General features: G+C 46.6%; 13 protein-coding genes and 1 tRNA gene. 6 read left to right on the forward strand and 8 right to left on the reverse strand.

Annotated elements, in window-relative coordinates:
• Positions 1-28 precede the first annotated feature (28 nt).
• Both mutS and C510_RS0111305 read left to right on the forward strand, forming a co-directional pair.
• Complete coding sequence (mutS, locus tag C510_RS0111300) at positions 29-2,623, forward strand: DNA mismatch repair protein MutS (RefSeq protein ID WP_034776307.1); 2,595 nt, start codon at positions 29-31, stop codon at positions 2,621-2,623.
• A gap of 120 nt (positions 2,624-2,743) precedes the next feature.
• The gene (locus C510_RS0111305; protein WP_018711453.1) at positions 2,744-4,309 is read left to right on the forward strand and encodes an ATP-binding protein; all 1,566 of its coding nucleotides are present in this window, start codon (positions 2,744-2,746) and stop codon (positions 4,307-4,309) included.
• Between the two features lie 88 nt (positions 4,310-4,397).
• On the opposite strand, the gene C510_RS0111310 is transcribed toward C510_RS0111305, so the two are convergent.
• Positions 4,398-4,468 (reverse strand) — tRNA-Gln (locus C510_RS0111310).
• 132 nt (positions 4,469-4,600) lie between these two features.
• Between C510_RS0111310 and C510_RS0111315 the strand changes: the two genes are divergently transcribed.
• The 4 genes from C510_RS0111315 (at position 4,601) to C510_RS0111330 (ending at position 14,527) form a co-directional block, all read left to right on the forward strand.
• Positions 4,601-7,843 (forward strand): S41 family peptidase, encoded by a 3,243-nt coding sequence (locus C510_RS0111315; protein ID WP_025892621.1) that lies wholly within the window; start codon positions 4,601-4,603, stop codon positions 7,841-7,843.
• Positions 7,844-8,137: 294 nt separating this feature from the next.
• Positions 8,138-11,227 carry a SusC/RagA family TonB-linked outer membrane protein gene (locus tag C510_RS0111320; RefSeq protein ID WP_026320200.1) on the forward strand — a complete coding sequence of 1,030 codons (3,090 nt, stop codon included), beginning with the start codon at positions 8,138-8,140 and terminating at the stop codon, positions 11,225-11,227.
• Between the two features lie 28 nt (positions 11,228-11,255).
• Positions 11,256-12,893: a RagB/SusD family nutrient uptake outer membrane protein gene (locus tag C510_RS0111325; protein ID WP_018711456.1), complete on the forward strand. Its 1,638-nt coding sequence runs from the start codon at positions 11,256-11,258 to the stop codon at positions 12,891-12,893.
• 122 nt (positions 12,894-13,015) lie between these two features.
• On the forward strand, positions 13,016-14,527 hold the full coding sequence (locus C510_RS0111330) for an arylsulfatase (RefSeq protein ID WP_425311421.1): 1,512 nt from the start codon (positions 13,016-13,018) through the stop codon (positions 14,525-14,527).
• 189 nt (positions 14,528-14,716) lie between these two features.
• On the opposite strand, the gene tyrS is transcribed toward C510_RS0111330, so the two are convergent.
• From tyrS to C510_RS0111365, 7 genes are all read right to left on the reverse strand, one after another.
• Complete coding sequence (gene tyrS / locus C510_RS0111335; protein ID WP_026320201.1) at positions 14,717-16,009, reverse strand: tyrosine--tRNA ligase; 1,293 nt, start codon at positions 16,007-16,009, stop codon at positions 14,717-14,719.
• 93 nt (positions 16,010-16,102) lie between these two features.
• Positions 16,103-16,744: a TatD family hydrolase gene (locus C510_RS0111340; protein ID WP_026320202.1), complete on the reverse strand. Its 642-nt coding sequence runs from the start codon at positions 16,742-16,744 to the stop codon at positions 16,103-16,105.
• A 14-nt stretch (positions 16,745-16,758) separates the two neighbouring features.
• Complete coding sequence (yidD, locus tag C510_RS0111345) at positions 16,759-16,980, reverse strand: membrane protein insertion efficiency factor YidD (protein WP_018711460.1); 222 nt, start codon at positions 16,978-16,980, stop codon at positions 16,759-16,761.
• Positions 16,977-17,372 carry a ribonuclease P protein component gene (gene rnpA / locus C510_RS0111350; RefSeq protein ID WP_018711461.1) on the reverse strand — a complete coding sequence of 132 codons (396 nt, stop codon included), beginning with the start codon at positions 17,370-17,372 and terminating at the stop codon, positions 16,977-16,979. The genes yidD and rnpA overlap by 4 nt, the downstream gene beginning before the upstream one ends.
• A gap of 116 nt (positions 17,373-17,488) precedes the next feature.
• Positions 17,489-18,235: a uroporphyrinogen-III synthase gene (locus tag C510_RS0111355; RefSeq protein ID WP_022339858.1), complete on the reverse strand. Its 747-nt coding sequence runs from the start codon at positions 18,233-18,235 to the stop codon at positions 17,489-17,491.
• Positions 18,236-18,239: 4 nt separating this feature from the next.
• Entirely contained in the window at positions 18,240-19,049 is an 810-nt protein-coding gene (locus C510_RS0111360) for a DUF4271 domain-containing protein (RefSeq protein ID WP_018711463.1), read from the reverse strand.
• Between the two features lie 25 nt (positions 19,050-19,074).
• Entirely contained in the window at positions 19,075-19,662 is a 588-nt protein-coding gene (locus C510_RS0111365; RefSeq protein ID WP_018711464.1) for an LOG family protein, read from the reverse strand.
• Positions 19,663-19,710 lie beyond the last annotated feature (48 nt).

Raw genomic sequence — 19,710 nt, forward strand, 5'->3', positions numbered from 1 at the left:
AAAGGATAATGAAGTCGTACTGACTCCCATGATGAAGCAATTCTTCGATTTGAAGGCGAAGCATCCGGATGCGATTATGCTCTTCAGATGCGGTGACTTTTATGAAACCTATTCGGAAGATGCCGTGGCGGCATCCGAGATTCTGGGAATCACTTTGACCAAACGGGCCAACGGACAGGCAAAGAGTGTAGAGATGGCGGGATTTCCTCACCATGCCCTCGATACGTATCTGCCTAAGCTGATCCGGGCCGGACGACGGGTAGCTATCTGCGACCAGTTGGAAGACCCAAAACTGGCCAAAAAGCTGGTGAAGCGGGGAATTACCGAACTGGTGACCCCGGGGGTAGCCATCAACGACAATGTACTTTCCTACAAAGAGAATAATTTCCTGGCGGCCGTACACTTCGGCAAGAACGTGTGTGGCGTAGCTTTTCTGGATATTTCCACCGGCGAGTTTATGACGGCCGAAGGAGCCCCCGAGTACATCGACAAGCTGCTGAACAACTTCGGTCCGAAAGAAGTCCTGTTCGAGCGGGGGAAACGGGGCATGTTCGAAGGGAATTTCGGGAACAAGTTCTTTACCTTCGAGCTGGATGACTGGGTATTCAACGAGACTTCCGCCCGCGAAAAACTACTGAAACATTTCGGTACACACTCCTTGAAGGGATTCGGAGTGGAACATCTGCACAATGGCATCATTGCTTCCGGAGCCATTCTGCAATACCTTGACATGACCCAGCATTACCAGACGAACCACATCAAGGCACTGGCACGTCTGGAAGAAGACCGTTACGTTCGTCTGGACAAGTTTACGGTACGGAGTCTGGAACTGATGGGTAGCATGAACGAGGGGGGAACCAGTCTGCTGGATATCATCGACCATACCATCAGTCCGATGGGAGCCCGTCTGCTGAAACGCTGGATGGTTTTTCCGCTCAAGGATGTGAAGCCTATCAACGAACGGCTGGATGTGGTGGAGTTCTTTTTCCGCGAGCCGGAGTTCAAGGATTTCATCGAAGAGAAACTACACCTGATAGGCGATTTGGAACGTATCATCTCGAAGGCGGTGGTAGGGCGTATCTCTCCGCGCGAGGTCGTACAGCTCAAGGTGGCTTTACAGGCCATCGAACCCATCAAGACGGCTTGTCTGCATGCTTCCGACGCAAGCCTGAACCGGATAGGGGGGCTGCTGAACCCGTGTGAGTCCATCCGCGACAAGATAGCCCGCGAAATCAAGAACGACCCTCCGTTGCTGGTCAACAAGGGGGGAGTCATCGCCGACGGAGTGAATGAAGAACTGGACGAGTTGCGTCGAATTTCCTATTCCGGAAAAGATTATCTCCTGCAGATTCAGCAACGTGAAATCGAACAGACGGGCATTCCGAGTCTGAAGATAGCCTACAACAATGTGTTCGGTTATTACATCGAGGTGCGGAACGCCCACAAGGATAAGGTGCCTGCCGAATGGATACGCAAGCAGACGCTGGTGAACGCCGAGCGATACATCACGCAGGAACTGAAGGAGTACGAAGAAAAGATATTGGGTGCCGAAGACAAGATTCTGGCCTTGGAGACCAAGCTGTACAACGAGCTGGTGGCCTCACTGATGGATTATACCGAAGCCATTCAGGTCAACGCCAACCAGATAGCCCAACTGGACTGCCTGCTTTCGTTTGCCAATGTAGCCAAAGCCAACCGATACATCCGTCCGGTAATAGCCGACGACGATGTGCTGGACATTAAGCAGGGCCGTCATCCGGTCATCGAGAAACAACTTCCGTTGGGAGAATCCTATATCGCCAACGATGTGTATCTGGATACGGAAACCCAACAGATAATCATCATCACCGGACCGAACATGGCCGGTAAGTCTGCTTTGCTCCGCCAGACGGCACTGATTACCCTGATGGCACAAATCGGTTGTTTCGTGCCGGCGGAAAGTGCGCACATCGGTCTGGTAGACAAGATTTTCACCCGTGTAGGGGCGAGTGATAATATTTCGGTGGGCGAGTCTACCTTCATGGTGGAAATGAACGAGGCAGCCGATATTCTGAATAACCTTTCGGCCCGGAGCCTGGTGCTCTTCGATGAATTGGGACGAGGAACTTCTACCTACGACGGTATTTCCATCGCATGGGCCATCGTAGAATATATTCACGAGCACAAGAAAGCACATGCCCGTACACTGTTCGCTACCCATTATCACGAGTTGAACGACATGGAAGCCCAGTTCAAGCGTATCAAGAACTACAACGTATCGGTGAAGGAAGTCGACAACAAGGTGATTTTCCTCCGCAAACTGGTACGGGGCGGGAGTGAACACTCTTTCGGTATCCATGTGGCGAAGATGGCGGGTATGCCTAAATCCATCGTGAACCGTGCCGACGAAATCCTGCATCAGCTGGAAGAAGAGAACCGTCAGGAGGGTATCTCCTCGAAACCGAAGCCGGCTTCGAAGAAACAGGCTTCTTCGGATGGCATTCAGTTGAGCTTCTTCCAGTTGGACGACCCGGTTCTGTGTCAGATACGTGATGAAATCCTGCACCTGGATGTCAATAACCTGACTCCGATAGAGGCGCTGAACAAGCTGAACGAAATCAAGAAGATTGTGCGGGGGAAATAAAATAAGGATGTTAGTTTTGAGGAGGTAAATTAAAGTTATTTGGTTTGCCTCTCCCAAACCTTTTTGTATCTTTGGATTTCAAACGTTTTTCCGTTATTCATTATTAATATTCATAGCTACATGAAATATCCCATTGGCATACAGAGTTTCGAACGTATCATCGAAGGCGGTTATGTCTACGTTGACAAGACTGAATTAGTCTATAGGCTGACCCACGAGAGCAGTATCTGTTTTCTGAGCCGTCCCCGCCGCTTCGGGAAGAGTCTGCTGGTATCTACGTTGGAGAACTATTACAGGGGGCGTAAGGAATTGTTCAAGGGATTGGCGATGGAGCAACTTGAAACAGAGTGGAAGGTATATCCGGTGTTTCATGTGGATTTCAACGGTTCGGACTTTACCCAGGAAGGTGTGTTGGAAATTGTGTTGGAAGATTACGTTATGAAATGGGAAAAGCAGTATGGGGTGCAGGCGAATGAGAAACTACCGGTAGGTCTTCGTTTCCGCGATGTGCTCTGTGCGGTTCATGAACAGACAGGTTGTCGTGCGGTGGTACTTATCGATGAATATGACAAACCGATTCTGGATGTACTGGATGTCAATTCGAACCTGGAAGAACATCACCGCAATGTGTTGAAGGCTTTTTATTCTGTATTCAAGAATGCCGACAGCCATTTGCAGTTTGTCTTGCTTACAGGGGTAACCAAATTCTCACAAGTAAGTGTATTCAGCGGTTTCAACCAGCCGGATGATATCAGTATGGACCCTGTTTATGAGGCTTTGTGCGGTATTACACAAAAGGAGTTGGAGCACTATTTTTCCGGACCGATTGCTGATATGGCAGATGTGTATGGTTATAGTGTAGAAGAAATGAAACAACGTCTGAAGCAGCAGTATGACGGGTATCATTTCAGCAAAAAGCTGACAGATGTATATAATCCTTTCAGTCTGCTCAATGCGATGAAGAAGAGTGGTCTGGATAATTATTGGTTCCAGTCGGGTACCCCCACTTATTTGCTTCGTCTGCTGGCTCATTTCAAGGAAAATATGAATGAGTTGACAGGTAAATATTATACGCAGGAAGAATTTATTGATTATAAGGCCGATGTGGAACAACCGTTACCGATGATTTATCAGAGTGGTTATTTGACCATCAAGGATTACGATATACGAAGGAATAAATTTTTGTTGGATTTTCCCAATAATGAGGTGAAGAATGGTTTTTTGACGATGCTGGTTGCATCGTATCTGCAACCCGAAGAATCGTTTTCTTGCTGGATTGATACTGTTGTTGATGCGTTGGATGCTGGTAAGCCGGATATATTGTGTGAATTGTTCACTTCTTTCTTGTCCAGCATTCCTTATACCATGCGTCGCAAAGAAAACGAAGCGGAGCGGGAACGTTATTTTCAGTATACCTTTTATTTGATTATGCGTTTGATAAGTGTCTATGTAGTATATGTAGAGAAAATGCAGAGTCAGGGTAGGGTAGATTGTGTGGTAGAAACGTCCAAGTATATCTATATCTTTGAATTCAAGTTGGATGGAACTGCTGCTGAAGCGTTGCGGCAGATAGAGGACAAGGGGTATGCCCGTGAATATGCTTCGGATTCGCGGAAACTTTTCCGGATAGGTGCCACTTTTTCTTCTGAAACAGGTACTATCGGGGAGTGGGAAACTGTTTCTTGATTTGATAAATCGTTATGGAAGCTTGAAGTTTGGAGAGATTGGAATACACAAAAAATCCCTAAGAAACAACTCTCAGGGATTTTTTCAGTTGGACTACCAGGATTCGAACCTGGACAAACAGAACCAAAACCTGTTGTGCTACCATTACACCATAGTCCAAACTTTCGGTGCTTTCCTCAGAAAGCGATGCAAAGATAAGAGTTTTGCACTGTATTCTCCAAATATTTTTCCACTTTTTTTAGCATTCCCTTTTTTCGTTGTACTTTTGCTTAAAATCATGAACAACGGAATATGAAAAAGCTATTACTTTCTTTAGCCTTCGGAATGGGAGCAGCCGGTGCGATGGCCGTTACCCCATTGTGGATGCGCGATGTACGCATCTCGCCCGACGGCAAGCAGATTCTCTTTTGTTACAAAGGAGATATTTATAAGGTGGCTTCCGGCGGAGGTGAAGCTGTACAGTTGACTACCCAGGATTCGTATGAATCGGCTCCGGTATGGTCGCCGGACGGTAAGCAGATAGCGTTTGCCAGCGACCGTTTCGGCAATCAGGATGTCTTTGTCATGCCGGCCGACGGAGGTCCGGCCAAGCGTCTGACTACCCATTCGGCCGGAGAAACCCCACAGGCCTTCTCACCCGACGGTCAGTACGTTCTGTTCTCTGCCAGTATCCAGGATCCGGCCAGTAGTGCCTTGTTCCCAACCTCGGCCATGACCGAACTGTATCAGGTACCGGTGGCCGGTGGAAGAGTCCGTCAGGTATTGGGAACTCCTGCCGAGATGGTCAGCTTCAGCCCTGCAGGAGATGTTTTCCTGTATCAGGATAGGAAAGGGTTTGAAGACGAATGGCGCAAGCATCATACCTCTTCCATCACCCGCGATGTCTGGATGTATGATACCCGTACCGGAAAGCATACCAATCTGACCAATCGTCCCGGAGAAGACCGGAACCCGGTATTTGCTCCCGACGGCAAACAGGTGTATTTCTTGAGCGAACGGGAAAAAGGTTCGTTCAATGTCTACCGGTTCCCGTTGGATAATCCGAAACAGGTACAACCGTTGACTTCGTTCACGACTCATCCGGTCCGTTTCCTTTCCGTAGCCGGAAACGGTACCTTGTGTTATACCTACGACGGAGAAATCTATACCCAGGCTCCTCAGGGACAGCCGCAGAAAGTAGCCGTTTCGCTGATTACCGACGCTGCCGAACTGCCGGAAACCCTGACTTTCACGAAAGGGGCCAGTGAAGCAGTTGTTTCGCCGGATGGCAAGCAGGTAGCTTTCATTGTCCGTGGAGAAGTGTTTGTCACTTCCGTAGAATATGGAACTACCAAGCAGATTACTCATACACCGGCCACCGAGAAGGGACTTTCGTTTGCTCCTGATAACCGTACTTTGGTTTATGCCAGTGAACGGTCCGGAAACTGGCAGCTCTATACGGCACGGATTGCCCGGGAGGAAGACCCGAATTTCCCGAACGCTACCTTGATAGACGAAGAAGTGTTGCTTCCGTCTGAAACCGTGGAACGGATGTATCCTCAGTTCTCTCCCGATGGCAAGGAAGTGGCCTTCATCGAAGACCGTAGCCGGCTGATGGTGGTCAATCTGGCTACCAAGCAAGTGAGACAGGTAACTGACGGTTCCCTGTGGTACAGTACCGACGGTAATTTCTCGTATAGCTGGTCGCCCGACGGAAAATGGTTTACTTTGGAATGCATCGGCAACCGTCACGACCCGTATTCCGATATCGGCCTGGTACGTGCCGACGGAACTGGAAAGGTGGTCAATCTGACCGGAAGCGGTTATACCAGCAGTTCTCCACGCTGGGTAATGGACGGTAACGCCATTCTCTTTACTACCGAACGTTACGGTATGCGTAACCATGCTTCGTGGGGTTCGCTGGACGATGTGATGCTGGTTTTCGTCAACCAGGATGCGTACGACAAGTTCCGTCTGAGCAAGGAGGATTATGAACTCCAGAAGGAACTGGAGAAGGAACAGGATGAGGCTGCCGATAAGAAGGATGATAAGAAAAAAGACGATAAGAAATCGGATAAGAAAAAGGAGGAGCCGGCAAAGGACATTGTGGTGGAACTGGACGGTATTCAGGACCGGATTGTCCGTCTGACTCCGAATTCGTCGAGTCTGGCCTCGGCTATCCTTTCGAAAGACGGTGAACAACTGTACTACCTTTCTTCGTTCGAAGGTGGATTCGATATGTGGAAGATGGACCTGCGCAAGCATGAAACCAAGCTGCTGCACAAGATGGATGCCGGTTGGGGAAACATGGAACTCGATAAGGAAGGAAAGAACCTGTTTGTATTGGGAGCCGGAACCTTACAGAAGATGGACACCGGTTCGGACGCCTTGAAGCCGGTATCGTATAAGGCAGTGCTGAAGATGGACCGGGCGGCCGAACGGGAATACATGTTCGACCATGTTTGCAAGCAGGAAAAGAAACGTTTCTACGAGGTGAACATGCACGGAGTAGACTGGGAAATGCTGTCTGCCAGCTACCGGAAGTTCCTGCCTCATATCAACAACAATTATGACTTTGCCGAACTGTTGAGCGAATTGCTGGGCGAACTGAATGTATCGCATACCGGCGGCCGTTTTTATCCGTCTGTGCCGGGTGAGTCTACTGGAAACCTGGGAATCCTGTATGATTGGGATTACGAAGGAAACGGAGTACGTGTGGCTGAAATTGTAGAGAAAGGTCCTTTCGACCGGAAGAACACACGTCTGAAAGCCGGTATGGTCATCGAAAAGATAAATGGGGAAACGATTGCCCCCAATACCGATTATTCTACCTTATTAAATGGTAAAAGTGGAAAGAAGGTATTGGTATCACTGTATGACCCGCAGAGCGGTTCCCGTTGGGATGAGGTGGTGAAGCCTATCAGTAACGGCAGTTTCCAGGATTTGCTTTACAAACGCTGGGTGAAACAACGGGCTGCCGATGTGGAAAAATGGTCGAACGGTCGATTGGGGTATGTACACATTGAATCGATGGACGACGGTAGTTTCCGTACGGTCTATTCCGATATTTTGGGTAAATACAATAATTGTGAAGGAATTGTCATCGATACCCGTTTCAACGGTGGGGGTCGTCTGCACGAAGATATTGAAGTCTTGTTCTCGGGCAAGAAGTACCTGACGCAGGTAGTCCGCGGACGGGAAGCCTGCGATATGCCGAGCCGCCGTTGGAACAAGCCTTCCATCATGGTGCAATGCGAAGCCAATTATTCGAATGCACACGGTACGCCGTGGGTTTATCATTACAAACAGATGGGTAAACTGGTCGGTGCCCCCGTACCTGGAACCATGACTACGGTCAGCTGGGAACGTCTGCAGGACCCGTCTTTGGTGTTCGGTATTCCGGTGGTAGGCTATCGTACGGAAGACGGTTCTTATCTGGAGAACAAGCAGCTGGAACCGGATATCTATGTACTCAATGCTCCGGAGACCATCGTCAAGGGAGAAGATACCCAGCTGAAGGCAGCTGTAGATGAATTGCTGAAGGAGTTGAAATAATCTGTACTTTTTTATCTGAAATACCCGTCTCAATTTGAGAAATTCAAATTTGGGACGGGTATTTTAATTGTATGGGGCGTATTTTTCTTAGAAAGAGATTGTGTGACTTGATAATCAGTTACTTGCGTAAAATTGATGATAGCTTTGTATAACAGTAAATAAGAGAGAATATTTCTGAAAGTGTATTTTTGTAATATTTTTTGCTAAGGGAATAATTTTATTTCATATATTTGCATAATGATAATTTTCTTTCTAAGAAAATAGCAAGAATAGTTAAACCTAAATTTAATTCTTATGCAAAAACAAGTTAGACTTGTCAGTATGCTCTTGTGTTTAGGCATGGGGGTTGCAGGAGGACTTCCTGCGTATGCATCCAGTGAATCAGTTTCTGTACAACAGCAGAACGGTATCTGTAAAGGTGTCGTTAAAGATGGTACCGGTGAACCGGTTATCGGTGCTTCTGTGTTAGTCAAAGGGACTACTAACGGTACGATTACGGATATTGATGGTAATTTTACTATCAGTGGAGTCAAGAAAGGTGCTACCATTGAAGTTTCTTTTGTAGGATATGTTACTCAAAACATTGTCTGGAACGGTTCGGCCTTGAATGTAACTTTGAAGGATGAAACCCAGGCACTTGAGGAGGTTGTTGTTGTAGGTTACGGTACACAAAAGAAAGCCAACTTGTCTGGTTCTGTTGCTTCAGTAGACAGTAAGCAGTTGCAGAATCGACCGATTCAGAACGTCAGCAGCGGTTTGCAAGGTTTGATGCCGGGTGTAACCATTACGGGAACCAACGGTGCTCCGGGTATGGATAGCGGTAGCATCCGCGTACGTGGTACCGGTACCTTGAATACGGCTTCTCCTTATATCCTGATTGATGGAGTTGAATCCGAAACCATGAGTGCCATCGACCCGAACGATATTGCCAGTATTTCTGTATTGAAGGATGCGGCTTCGGCTGCCATCTACGGTTCAAAGGCTGCCAACGGTGTAATCTTGATTACTACCAAACGTGGTTCTTCCGGTAAACCGAAAATCTCTTACAGCGGTTATGTCAGCTTCCAGAATACTACCGAAACCATCGATCGTCTGGATTCTTACGACTATGCCAGCATGTATAACGATGCATTGAGAGCCGAAGGAAAGGCTGCACGTTTTACCGATGAAGAATTGCAGAAATTTAAGGACGGTACAGATCCGAACTATCCGAATACGGACTGGTACGGTTTGGCATACAAAACCGGTATTCAGCATCGTCATAACCTGAATATCAACGGCGGTAACGAGAATGTCCGTTACATGGGTTCGTTGGGTTACCTGAACCAGACCGGTGTATTGCCGAATGCTGACCGTGAGCAGTTCAATGCGCGTACTAACTTGGATATGAAAATCAATGACCGCTTGAGTGCCAAGATGAGTCTGGCTTTCATCAAGAATAAATATAACGACCCGAGTTCTGCTTATTATGGTGGTAGTTCTGACCAGATTATCCGTCAGTTGAACCTGATTGCTCCTTGGATTGTAGCTCGTTATCCAGACGGAACCTGGGGAACTATTTCAGACGGTAGCCCGATTGCGTGGTTGGATTCCGGTATGAAAGTTACTCGTGATAACTACAACTTCACAGGAAGTGCTTCATTGGACTATAAGATTATAGACGGCTTGGTATTGACGGCTACCGGTTCTTATGTGAATAACTACCAGAATTATACTTATTTCCAAAAGTTTATCCAATACAATGCCAACAAAGCTTCTGACCCGAACTCACTCGATGAACGTGATTACCGTTGGGACCGTACGAACTACGATTTGTTGCTGAATTACGACAAGACATTCGGTAAGCACAACATCAAAGGATTGTTGGGTTGGCATACAGAAAAATACAATTATAAATATACCAAAGCATATCGTCAGAATTTTCCGAATAATGAACTGACCGACATTAATGCCGGTGATGCCTCTACACAGACGAATGAAGGTTATACCCGTGAACTGGCTATGCTTTCATGGTTTGCACGTGTCAACTATGATTTCGCTGGCAAATACCTGCTGGAAGCCAATATCCGTGCCGATGCTTCTTCCCGCTTCGCTGAAGGTAACCGTTGGGGATATTTCCCGTCATTCTCCGGTGCATGGCGTATCAGTGAAGAATCCTTTATGGAAAATACCAGAAGCTGGTTGAGTACTTTGAAAATCCGTGCTTCTTGGGGTATGTTGGGTAATCAGGATGCATTGTCTGGTGATGGATCCTCTAGTTATTATCCGGCTTTGAGTACCTACAATGTCGGTGCCACTTATCCATTCGGCGGTGCCTTGAATTCCGGTTATTACCAAAGCAATTACTGTTTGAGTACCATTTCTTGGGAAAAGGCTACTACCTGGGGTATCGGTGTGGACTTCGCTTTTCTGAACAATAAGATCAACGGTTCTATCGATTATTACAACCGTAAGACTATCGACATCCTGATGGATGTATCTGTTCCGAATGAATTTGCTTTGGGAGCTTATAAAGATAATGTGGGTTCTGTTCGTAACAACGGTGTGGAATTGAATATCAGTTACAACGATCGGTGGGGTGACTGGTCATTCGGTGTAGCAGCTAACTTTGCTTACAACAAGAATAAAATTCTTGACTTAGGTGACGGAGACCCTGATAAATATTTGGAAACCGGATATACTCAGCGTAATAGAGTAGGGCAAGCCATGAATACCTATTATATTTACGAAACTGACGGTTTCTTCAATTCTCAGGAAGAGGCTGACGCTTTCCAGGAAAAATACGGTAATCCGTTTGGTGGCGGTGATTTCAAGGCTGGTGACCTGCGTTATGTAGACACTAACGGTGACGGCAAACTGAATGGAGACGACCGTATCTATTACGGTTCTACCGACCCTGTATATACTTTCGGTTTGAATTTGAATGCCGGTTGGAAAGGATTTGACTTGTCTTTGATGTTCAACGGTGCTGCCAAAGTATACCGTCTGTTTGACTCACACGAAGTATACGGTGCCTTCTCCGGTGATGCCGGACACCCGGCTTCCATCTGGAAAGATGCCTGGACAGAAACCAACAAGGATGCTTCCATGCCGCGTATCTTTACCGATACCAACTCTCCGAGTAGTTCACGTAATGCACAGTCTACTTTCTGGTTGCAGAATACCAGCTATCTGCGTCTGAAGAATCTGCAGTTCGGTTATACTTTACCGAAGAGTCTGTTGAGTAGTGTGGGTATAGAAAATGTCCGTTTCTACTATTCTGTAGAAAATCTGTTTACTTTTGACGGCATGAAGATCAACATCGACCCGGAAGCTACCAGCCAGCGTTTGTCTTCATATCCGTTGCTGCGCACACATGCATTCGGTGTTAATGTAACATTCTAAATTCAAACCTTAAAAACAGATGATAACTATGATACGTTTTAAACAATATTTGCTGTTGGGGGCTGCGGCTTTGATGTCAGTTTCTTGTTCCGATTTTTTGGATACTGCCCCGTTGGATGCTCTTTCACCGAGTACGACTTGGCAAAGTGAAACTGATGCGCAGAAATTTGCTATCGGTTGCTATGACGGTTGGGAAGACGGAGGAGATATCCTTTATATGGACTGTGCGTCTGATTATGGATATAACAATTTCTCATGGGAAGGTTATAAAGACTTTGCCAACGGTAAAATGACTCAGGCAAACAGTGGTGCCAATTATTACGATTATACCATCATCCGCCGTTGCAATACATTCTTGGAAAATATAGATAATATTGAGTTTGCCGACGAAGCAGTAAAGAAAGACTTGATTGCTCAGGTACGTGTCATCCGTGCGTATCGTTATTTCAAGATGAACTGGCTGTATGGTGGTGTACCCATTATCTCTAATTATAACAGTGCAGAAGAGGCACAGGTGCCACGTAATACTGAAGCTGAGGTGAAGGAATTCATTGAAACCGAACTGGATGCCTGTACACCGGATTTGAACAAGGAACCAAGTGAACGCGGACGTATTGCACAAGGAGCAGCTTTGGCTATCCGGATGCGTCAGGCCTTGTATTACGGTGAATGGGAGGTTGCTAAACAGAAAGCACAGGAAATCATTAATTTGGGTATCTACGGTTTGGAAGCAGATTATACAAACCTGTTCAAGGTGGCCGGTCAGGATTCTAAGGAAATCATTCTGGCAGTACAGTATATTCCGAATACCTATACACTGGGTACCATCGGTCAGATGTATAATAACGGTGACGGCGGTTGGTCTTCTATCGTACCTACTCAGGATTTGGTGGATGACTATGAAATGAGTAACGGTTTGACTATCGATGAAAGCGGTAGCGGTTACGATGCTGCTCATCCGTTCAAGGGCCGTGACCCGCGTTTAGGTATGAGTATCCTGTATCCGGGAGCTGACTATATCAAGGCAGACGGAAGTACAGGAATATTCAATACGTTGGACAAGACTATTGACGGTGCTGCGAATGCTAACTACATGACTTCAGCCGATAATGCTTCGAAGACAGGTCTGACTTGGAATAAATACTTGAATCCGATTACTCAGTATGCCAATATCTGGAAGAGTAATGCCTGTCCGATCGTGTTCCGTTATGCAGAAGTGCTGATGACATGGGCAGAGGCTGAAAACGAATTGAACGGGCCGTCGACAGAAGTTTACAAGAAACTGGATGAAATCCGTGCACGTGTAGGAATGCCTGCTGTAGACCAGGCCAAATATAATACGAAAGATAAATTGCGTGAATTGATCTGGCGTGAACGTGGTATAGAATTTGCCGGTGAAGGTCTTCGTCGTGCTGATATTCTCCGCTGGAAGACTTCAGACGGTAAGATGTTGGCCGAAAAGGTATTGAATACTACATTGGTACGTCGTACAGGTACTGTTGGCGATGGAGCGGATCCGGAAACCCGTGCTACCATCGATTTGAATCCTGCTGCTGAAGATATCTTCATCGAAACCCGTGTATTCAAACCTTTCCATCGTTATTATCCACTTCCTCAAGGTGCTATCGATAAGAACCCGAAACTGGTACAGAATGAAGGATATTGATAAATAATCTGGAAAAGGAACATATTGAGGGCATACCGTTTGGGTATGCCCTTTTTTCGTCGTATATTCGTAACCACTACTAATCTAAGAGAAAAATTATGAACACACTACAGCGATGGATGATGGGGGCCGGAATGTTGGCGGCTGCCTGTCCGAATGTCTTGTCGGCCGAGAAGACAACACCTCCCAACATTATTTTTATTCTTTGTGATGACATGGGTTATGGCGATTTGGGATGTTACGGACAGAAATACATCCATACACCGAATCTGGACCGCATGGCACAGGAAGGTATGCTGTTTACGCAGGCGTATGCAGGAAGCCCGGTCAGTGCCCCTTCTCGTGCTTCGCTGATGACAGGCCAGCATTCCGGACACGGACATGTGCGTGGAAACAAAGAATATTGGCCACAGGCTCCTACCATGAAGTACGGTAACAATACTGAATGGACGGTAGTGGGTCAGGAACCTTACGACCCGCAGCACATCATCCTGCCGGAAATCATGAAGAAAAACGGATACACTACCGGTATGTTCGGTAAATGGGCCGGAGGCTATGAGGGTTCTTGTTCAACGCCCGATAAACGGGGTGTAGACGAGTTTTACGGCTATATCTGCCAGTTCCAGGCACATCTCTATTATCCGAACTTCCTGAACCGCTACAGCACTTCGAAAGGCGATACTGCGACCATCCGTATCGTTATGGACCAGAACATCAATTATCCGATGTTCGGCGATGATTACAAGAAACGTACTCAATATTCGGCCGAAATGATTCATCAGGAGGCTATGGAGTGGCTTGATAAGCAGGACGGTTCGCAGCCGTTCTACGGGTTCTTCACCTATACGCTTCCTCATGCGGAACTGGCCCAGCCGAATGATTCCATCCTCCAGAGCTATAAGAAGAAATTCTTTGTCGACAAGACTTGGGGTGGTAGCGAAGGTTCGCGTTACAATGCGGTAGTCCATACCCATGCCGAATTTGCAGGAATGATTACTCGTCTGGACCAGTATGTGGGCGAAGTTCTGGCGAAACTGAAGGAGAAGGGACTGGACGAGAATACGATTGTTATTTTCAGTAGTGATAACGGTCCTCATGAAGAAGGCGGAGCAGATCCTGAATTCTTCGGTCGTGACGGTAAGTTACGTGGTTTGAAGCGTCAGTGTCTGGAGGGAGGTATCCGGGTACCGTTCATTGTACGTTGGCCTGGACATGTGAAAGCCGGAACCGTAAACAATCATCAGTTGGCTTTTTATGATGTAATGCCGACGTTCTGTGAGTTGATAGGCGATAAGAAATTCCCGAAAAAGTACTTGAACAAGAAGCTGGAAGGCGATTGTTTCGATGGTATTTCGTTTGTTCCGACCCTGTTGGGAAAAGATGAGCAGCAACAGAAACATGATTTCTTGTATTGGGAGTTCCATGAAACAGATCAGATTGGTGTACGTATGGGCGACTGGAAAATGGTGGTAGTGAAAGGAGTTCCTCATCTGTATGACTTGTCGGAAGATATTCACGAAGATCATGACATTGCTGCCCAGCATCCGGACATTGTGAAACAGATGAAGGAAATTATCCGGCAGGAACATCGGCCCAATGATTTGTTCCCTGTCACTTTACCGGCTTTTGATTGATACTTCCATGAACGGACATAAATGAACGAGAAACCTGTTCCCGGCTTTTCTGGAGAACAGGTTTTTTTTGTTGGGGAAACGTTATTACCGGATTCTTCCTCATCTTCCATATCCGTAGATAAAAAATCCGTTTTCCTCTGCCGTAAAAGGCCAGGGAAAACGGATTTTTCAATTTATAGAAGGGATGTCTTATTTGGCGATAATCAGGTAATAGTTCTTTTTACCACGCTGTACCAGCAGGTATTTTTCATCCAGCAGGTCGGCTGTAGTAATCATCTGGTCGAAAGCGGCCAGTTTTTCCTTGTTCAGTGAAACGCCTCCGCCCTGAACCAGCTTACGCATTTCACCCTTCGACGGGAAGATGGCGGCTTTTTCTGTGAACAGGTCGACAGCTTTGATACCGGCTTCGATGTCAGCTTTGGCTACTTCGAATTGAGGAACACCTTCGAATACGGCCAACAGCGTATCTTCGTCCAGTTTCTTCAAGGCTTCGGAAGTAGCGTTTCCGAACAGGATGCCGGAAGCTTCTACAGCTGCGTTGTAATCGGCTTCAGAGTGTACCATGATGGTTACTTCCTTGGCCAGACGTTTCTGTAGAACGCGCAGGTGTGGAGCCTGGTCGTGTTCTGCAATCAGTCCTTCTATCTCTTCTTTGCTCAGTGAGGTGAAGATTTTAATGTACCGTTTAGCGTCTTCATCGCTTACGTTCAACCAGAACTGATAGAATTTATAAGGTGATGTATATCGTGCATCCAGCCAGATGTTGCCTGATTCTGTTTTACCGAATTTTCCTCCGTCTGCTTTGGTAATCAGCGGGCAAGTCAGTGCGAAAACTTCGCCTCCGTTGGTACGGCGAATCAGTTCGGCACCGGTCGTGATGTTACCCCACTGGTCGGAACCACCCAACTGCAGTTTACAGTTCTTGGTTTCATACAGATGCAGGAAGTCGTATCCTTGCAGCAGCTGATAAGTGAATTCGGTGAATGAAAGACCGTCGCGAGCTTCTCCGTTCAGACGTTTCTGTACAGAATCCTTGGCCATCATGTAGTTCACAGTAATGTGTTTACCTACTGTACGTGCAAAGTCAAGGAAAGAGAAGTCTTTCATCCAGTCGTAGTTGTTTACCAGTTCTGCCTTGTTTGGGGCATCCGACTCGAAGTCAAGGAATTTGCCCAACTGTTTTTTGATGCACTCCTGATTGTGGCGCAGGGTTTCTTCGTCCAGCAGGTTGCGTTCCTGTGATTTTCCGGACGGGTCGCCAATCATACCGGTTGCACCTCCTACCAGGGCCAGCGGTTTGTGTCCGCAGCGTTGGAAATGCCGCAGCATCATCACGCCACACAAGTGACCGATATGCAGTGAATCGGCTGTCGGGTCGATACCCAGGTAAGCCGTAACCATTTCCTTTTCCAGCAGTTCTTCAGTGCCCGGCATCATGGTATGCACCATGCCACGCCATCTTAATTCTTCTACAAAATTCATCGAATGAAATACTTAATTTAACATATGGGTTTTCGGCATCCTTTTTTGGATGTTCGAGGCAAAATTACGACTCTTTATCTGAATAACCAATTTTTAACGGCTAAAAAAGAGCTTGTTAATGGTCGATGAAACAGCCTTTTCCAATTGTTCTACGGTCGTCTTACGGGTTGAGGCTGTCTCCTGATAGATTTCACGGATAGGTGATAAAGACTCGTCTGTCTCCAGTAAGAAACGGTCTTCCGGTACGTAACGCAGGGTTTCCGGTTGGAATTTCTGTCCGAAGGAGAGGTAAAAGCCTTGATCGAGGAGAGTTCTGGCTACTTCTTTCTTTCCACGGAAACCGTGGATAATCCAAGGTTGGCGGGCATGAAGGCTTTTCCGATAGGCAATGAGTTCCTGATAGGCTCGGACTATATGCAGAATCATGGGCAGATCGCGATGCTCCGAACAGATAATCTGCGCTTCAAATGCCTTTTGTTGAAGAGCGAATGGGGTATGACAGCATTTGTCCAGGCCAGCTTCTCCGATTGCCAGGAGCCGTTTATCTTCCAGCAGGGTGTCCAGCCAGGCCAGTTGCAATGTGATGTCTTCTTCGGTCAGGAACCAGGGATGGATACCGGCTGACAGGTGGACTGCCCGATCCATGTCGGTAAGGGAATGAGAAGAACAGTAATAGCTTATGATGGCCTCATCCGGATGTACGGGCAGGTGATGGGTGTGTATATCACGTATCATGTCTGTAGAGAAGATCAAGGGACAGGGTCATATCCTGAACCTCCCCAAGGGTGACAGCGCAGGAGTCTGCGGATAGTCAAGTACATACCTTTGAAAGGTCCGTGTTTCTTCAGGGCCTCGATGGCATATTGTGAGCAGGTTGGAGTAAACCGGCAGGAAGGCGGTGTGAACGGAGAAATACAGTTCCGATAGAAATAAATCGGAAGTAGCAGCAAGTATGTCAACAGTTTTTTCATGCCAGTTTTTCGGCAGTCAGCCGGATAAGTTTCTGTACTTTTTCTTCTACTTCGGCAGATGGATGCAGTTCAGTATCCAGCCATAAAAAAGCAATCACGACTTTCTTGCCAGAAGCTTCAAGGCTTTCGTGCAGGCAGTCCTTGTGCTTACGGTAGGCTTCGCGTATTTGCCGTTTGACACGATTACGTTTGACCGCCCGTTTGAAACGTTTTTTGGGTACACTGATGAGTAACGAGACAGCAGGCAGATGTTCTCCTTCTACAGGCATGTATACGATGCGTAACGGGAAAGCAGGAAGTGACTTGCTTCCTCCTGTGAAGAGTTTTTCAATCAGGATACGGCTGTTCAGACGTTCCAGTTTCGGCAAAGTATATCGGTTCGGTGTACTCATGGCAGTTCTTATTGGCAAAATGGGAAATAGAAACCGGAGGTTTCGGATCACAAAGTTACAGACTTTATAGATACCAAACCTCCGGCTGCGGAATATAAACTAAAAAAACAGTTATTTTATTTGTTGTGTTCCCGGATAAAGTTGTCCAATGCTGCGGTCATGGATGGAGTGGCTGCTGTAGGAGCTTCCAGATCCAGACGTAAGCCGGCATCTTTTACGGCCTTGGCAGTAGTAGGTCCGAAACAACCGATGGCAATATCTTTCTGTTCGAATCCCGGGAAATTCTTTATCAGTGATTGGATTCCGGCAGGACTGAAGAATATCAGCATGTCATAATCGAACTTTTCTTCCGGTGTAAAATCGTTGCTGACGGTACGGTACATGATAGCTTCCGTATGCTGGAGCTTGTTTTTGTCCAGCAAATCATGGATTTCATCGTTGTGTACATCCGACATTGGGATAAAGTATTTTTCACTGTTATGCTTCACCATCACTGGGACCAGATCGGCAAACTTGCCGGTTGCTCCGAAAAATACCTTACGCTTGCGGTATTGTACATATTTCTGGATGTACAGAGCGATGGTTTCTGAAGTACAGAAATACTTCATGGTTTCAGGAATGGTAATGCGGAGGTCTGTACACAGGCTGAAGAAATGATCAATGGCGTGACGTGAAGTAAACACGATGGCTGTATGATCTAGGATAGACACTTTCTGTTGTCTGAATTCTTTGGCCGTCAGGCTTTCCACTTTTATGAACGGGCGAAAATCTATCTTCACACCGTATTTCTCAGCAATGTCAAAGTATGGTGATTTTTCTGATGTCGGTTTCGGCTGAGAAACGAGGACTTTCTTTATCTTCAATGTACTAAAATTTTAAAATCAATACGTTGTTAATAAAACCAATGCCTTTCCAAAGGAAAAGATCGGGGACTATTTCGAGGGCACAAAAGTACAGAATTAAATGAAACGAACCATGAATATGAGGGAAAAAGTTCCTAATACACTTATAAAATAACATTATTTTGGTAATTCCCAGAATAATGAATATTAGAATCTTAGCTGTTTCTGCATTCAAATCGAAATAAACCGCCAGTAATACCAAAGGAAAAAGAAGAAATCCTGCCCCAACCAGTATGTCAAAAAATGCAATCATCCACAGTTTTTGCCTTTCTTTGTCAAAAAATATCCAGTTGACGAAATTGTATGCCCCCCATTTGTACAGGATGAGCATGGCAAAAGCTCCTATATAGACAGACAGTAGGATAGGATGGGGAATCAGTTGAAACAGCATCTTGTCTGCATCTGAGAAATAGTCGTACAGGCAGAAACCGCTCAAGATGCAGGTGACGGTTCCTAGTGCCAGTACATACCGCGAGTCGGAATTGGGAACATCATCGAAAAGACTGGGCCGCTTCTTGTGGTGAAAGAAGTTCTTCATGTGTTGGTACAAGACCTTTTTCCCGTTCCGTAATGCTAATGAGAACAGAACGAAGCAGATCAGTAGGATGCAAGAGATGACATGGTCGCTCCGAAGCAGATAGGGAAGGTCTTCGCCTTTCATGCCTGAAAGGTCGGCGGTTTGCATACTTCGTACCAAAGCCTGGTCTATCTGCTGTTGCTGTTGTTCATGCAATTCCTGCAGATAGTTGAATCCTATGTGACAATCATCAGTCATGAGAAGATTTTATTCGGTTGAATGGTCAGATGGCCGCAAATTTACGGATATCTTTACTCCATATCGGAGTGGTGTATAACAGTTGGAGGGCCTCATCGGGAGTCTGGGCTACCTGCCAGATGGTACCGTGCTGCCGGCGCATGAAATGTTGGTCGATGGCACGCTCCAGCATTTCTAACAGCGGATTGTAGAATCCGTTGGTGTTCAGGATAACGATGGGCTTGAGGTATAGCCCCAACTGTTTCCAGGTGATGATTTCCAGCAATTCTTCCATGGTACCGCATCCTCCCGGCAGAGCGATGATACCGTCGGAAAGGTCGGCCATCATGCGTTTGCGTTCGTGCATGGTTTCGGTTTCTATCAGGTGGGTCAGGCCCTTGTGATGCCAGTTCTGTTCTACCATGAAATGAGGGATGATGCCGGTGACAGTTCCTCCGGTAGCCAATGCTGCATCACTGATGCGTGACATCAGTCCCAGACATCCGGCTCCATTGATGAGGTTGATGCCTTTTTGGGCCAGCAGTCTTCCCAGAGTATCGGCTGCCTGGAAATAAATCGGATCAATCTGTGTGCTGGAAGCACTGTAGACACATACATTCTTTAAAGTATTCATGGATAAATCTGTTCATTGGAATTTTCGGGTGCAAAGATAATGCAAAGT

Source organism: Phocaeicola barnesiae DSM 18169 = JCM 13652, from assembly GCF_000374585.1.
Lineage (GTDB): Bacteria > Bacteroidota > Bacteroidia > Bacteroidales > Bacteroidaceae > Phocaeicola > Phocaeicola barnesiae.

What these genes read in the sequence shown, in the direction of transcription:
- mutS (WP_034776307.1), top strand. Translation starts at nt 29, where the DNA reads ATGATGAAGCAATTCTTCGATTTGAAGGCGAAGCATCCGGATGCGATT.
- C510_RS0111305 (WP_018711453.1), top strand. Translation starts at nt 2,744, where the DNA reads ATGAAATATCCCATTGGCATACAGAGTTTCGAACGTATCATCGAAGGC.
- C510_RS0111315 (WP_025892621.1), top strand. Translation starts at nt 4,601, where the DNA reads ATGAAAAAGCTATTACTTTCTTTAGCCTTCGGAATGGGAGCAGCCGGT.
- C510_RS0111320 (WP_026320200.1), top strand. Translation starts at nt 8,138, where the DNA reads ATGCAAAAACAAGTTAGACTTGTCAGTATGCTCTTGTGTTTAGGCATG.
- C510_RS0111325 (WP_018711456.1), top strand. Translation starts at nt 11,256, where the DNA reads ATGATACGTTTTAAACAATATTTGCTGTTGGGGGCTGCGGCTTTGATG.
- C510_RS0111330 (WP_425311421.1), top strand. Translation starts at nt 13,016, where the DNA reads ATGGGGGCCGGAATGTTGGCGGCTGCCTGTCCGAATGTCTTGTCGGCC.
- tyrS (WP_026320201.1), bottom strand. Translation starts at nt 16,009, where the DNA reads ATGAATTTTGTAGAAGAATTAAGATGGCGTGGCATGGTGCATACCATG.
- C510_RS0111340 (WP_026320202.1), bottom strand. Translation starts at nt 16,744, where the DNA reads ATGATACGTGATATACACACCCATCACCTGCCCGTACATCCGGATGAG.
- yidD (WP_018711460.1), bottom strand. Translation starts at nt 16,980, where the DNA reads ATGAAAAAACTGTTGACATACTTGCTGCTACTTCCGATTTATTTCTAT.
- rnpA (WP_018711461.1), bottom strand. Translation starts at nt 17,372, where the DNA reads ATGAGTACACCGAACCGATATACTTTGCCGAAACTGGAACGTCTGAAC.
- C510_RS0111360 (WP_018711463.1), bottom strand. Translation starts at nt 19,049, where the DNA reads ATGACTGATGATTGTCACATAGGATTCAACTATCTGCAGGAATTGCAT.
- C510_RS0111365 (WP_018711464.1), bottom strand. Translation starts at nt 19,662, where the DNA reads ATGAATACTTTAAAGAATGTATGTGTCTACAGTGCTTCCAGCACACAG.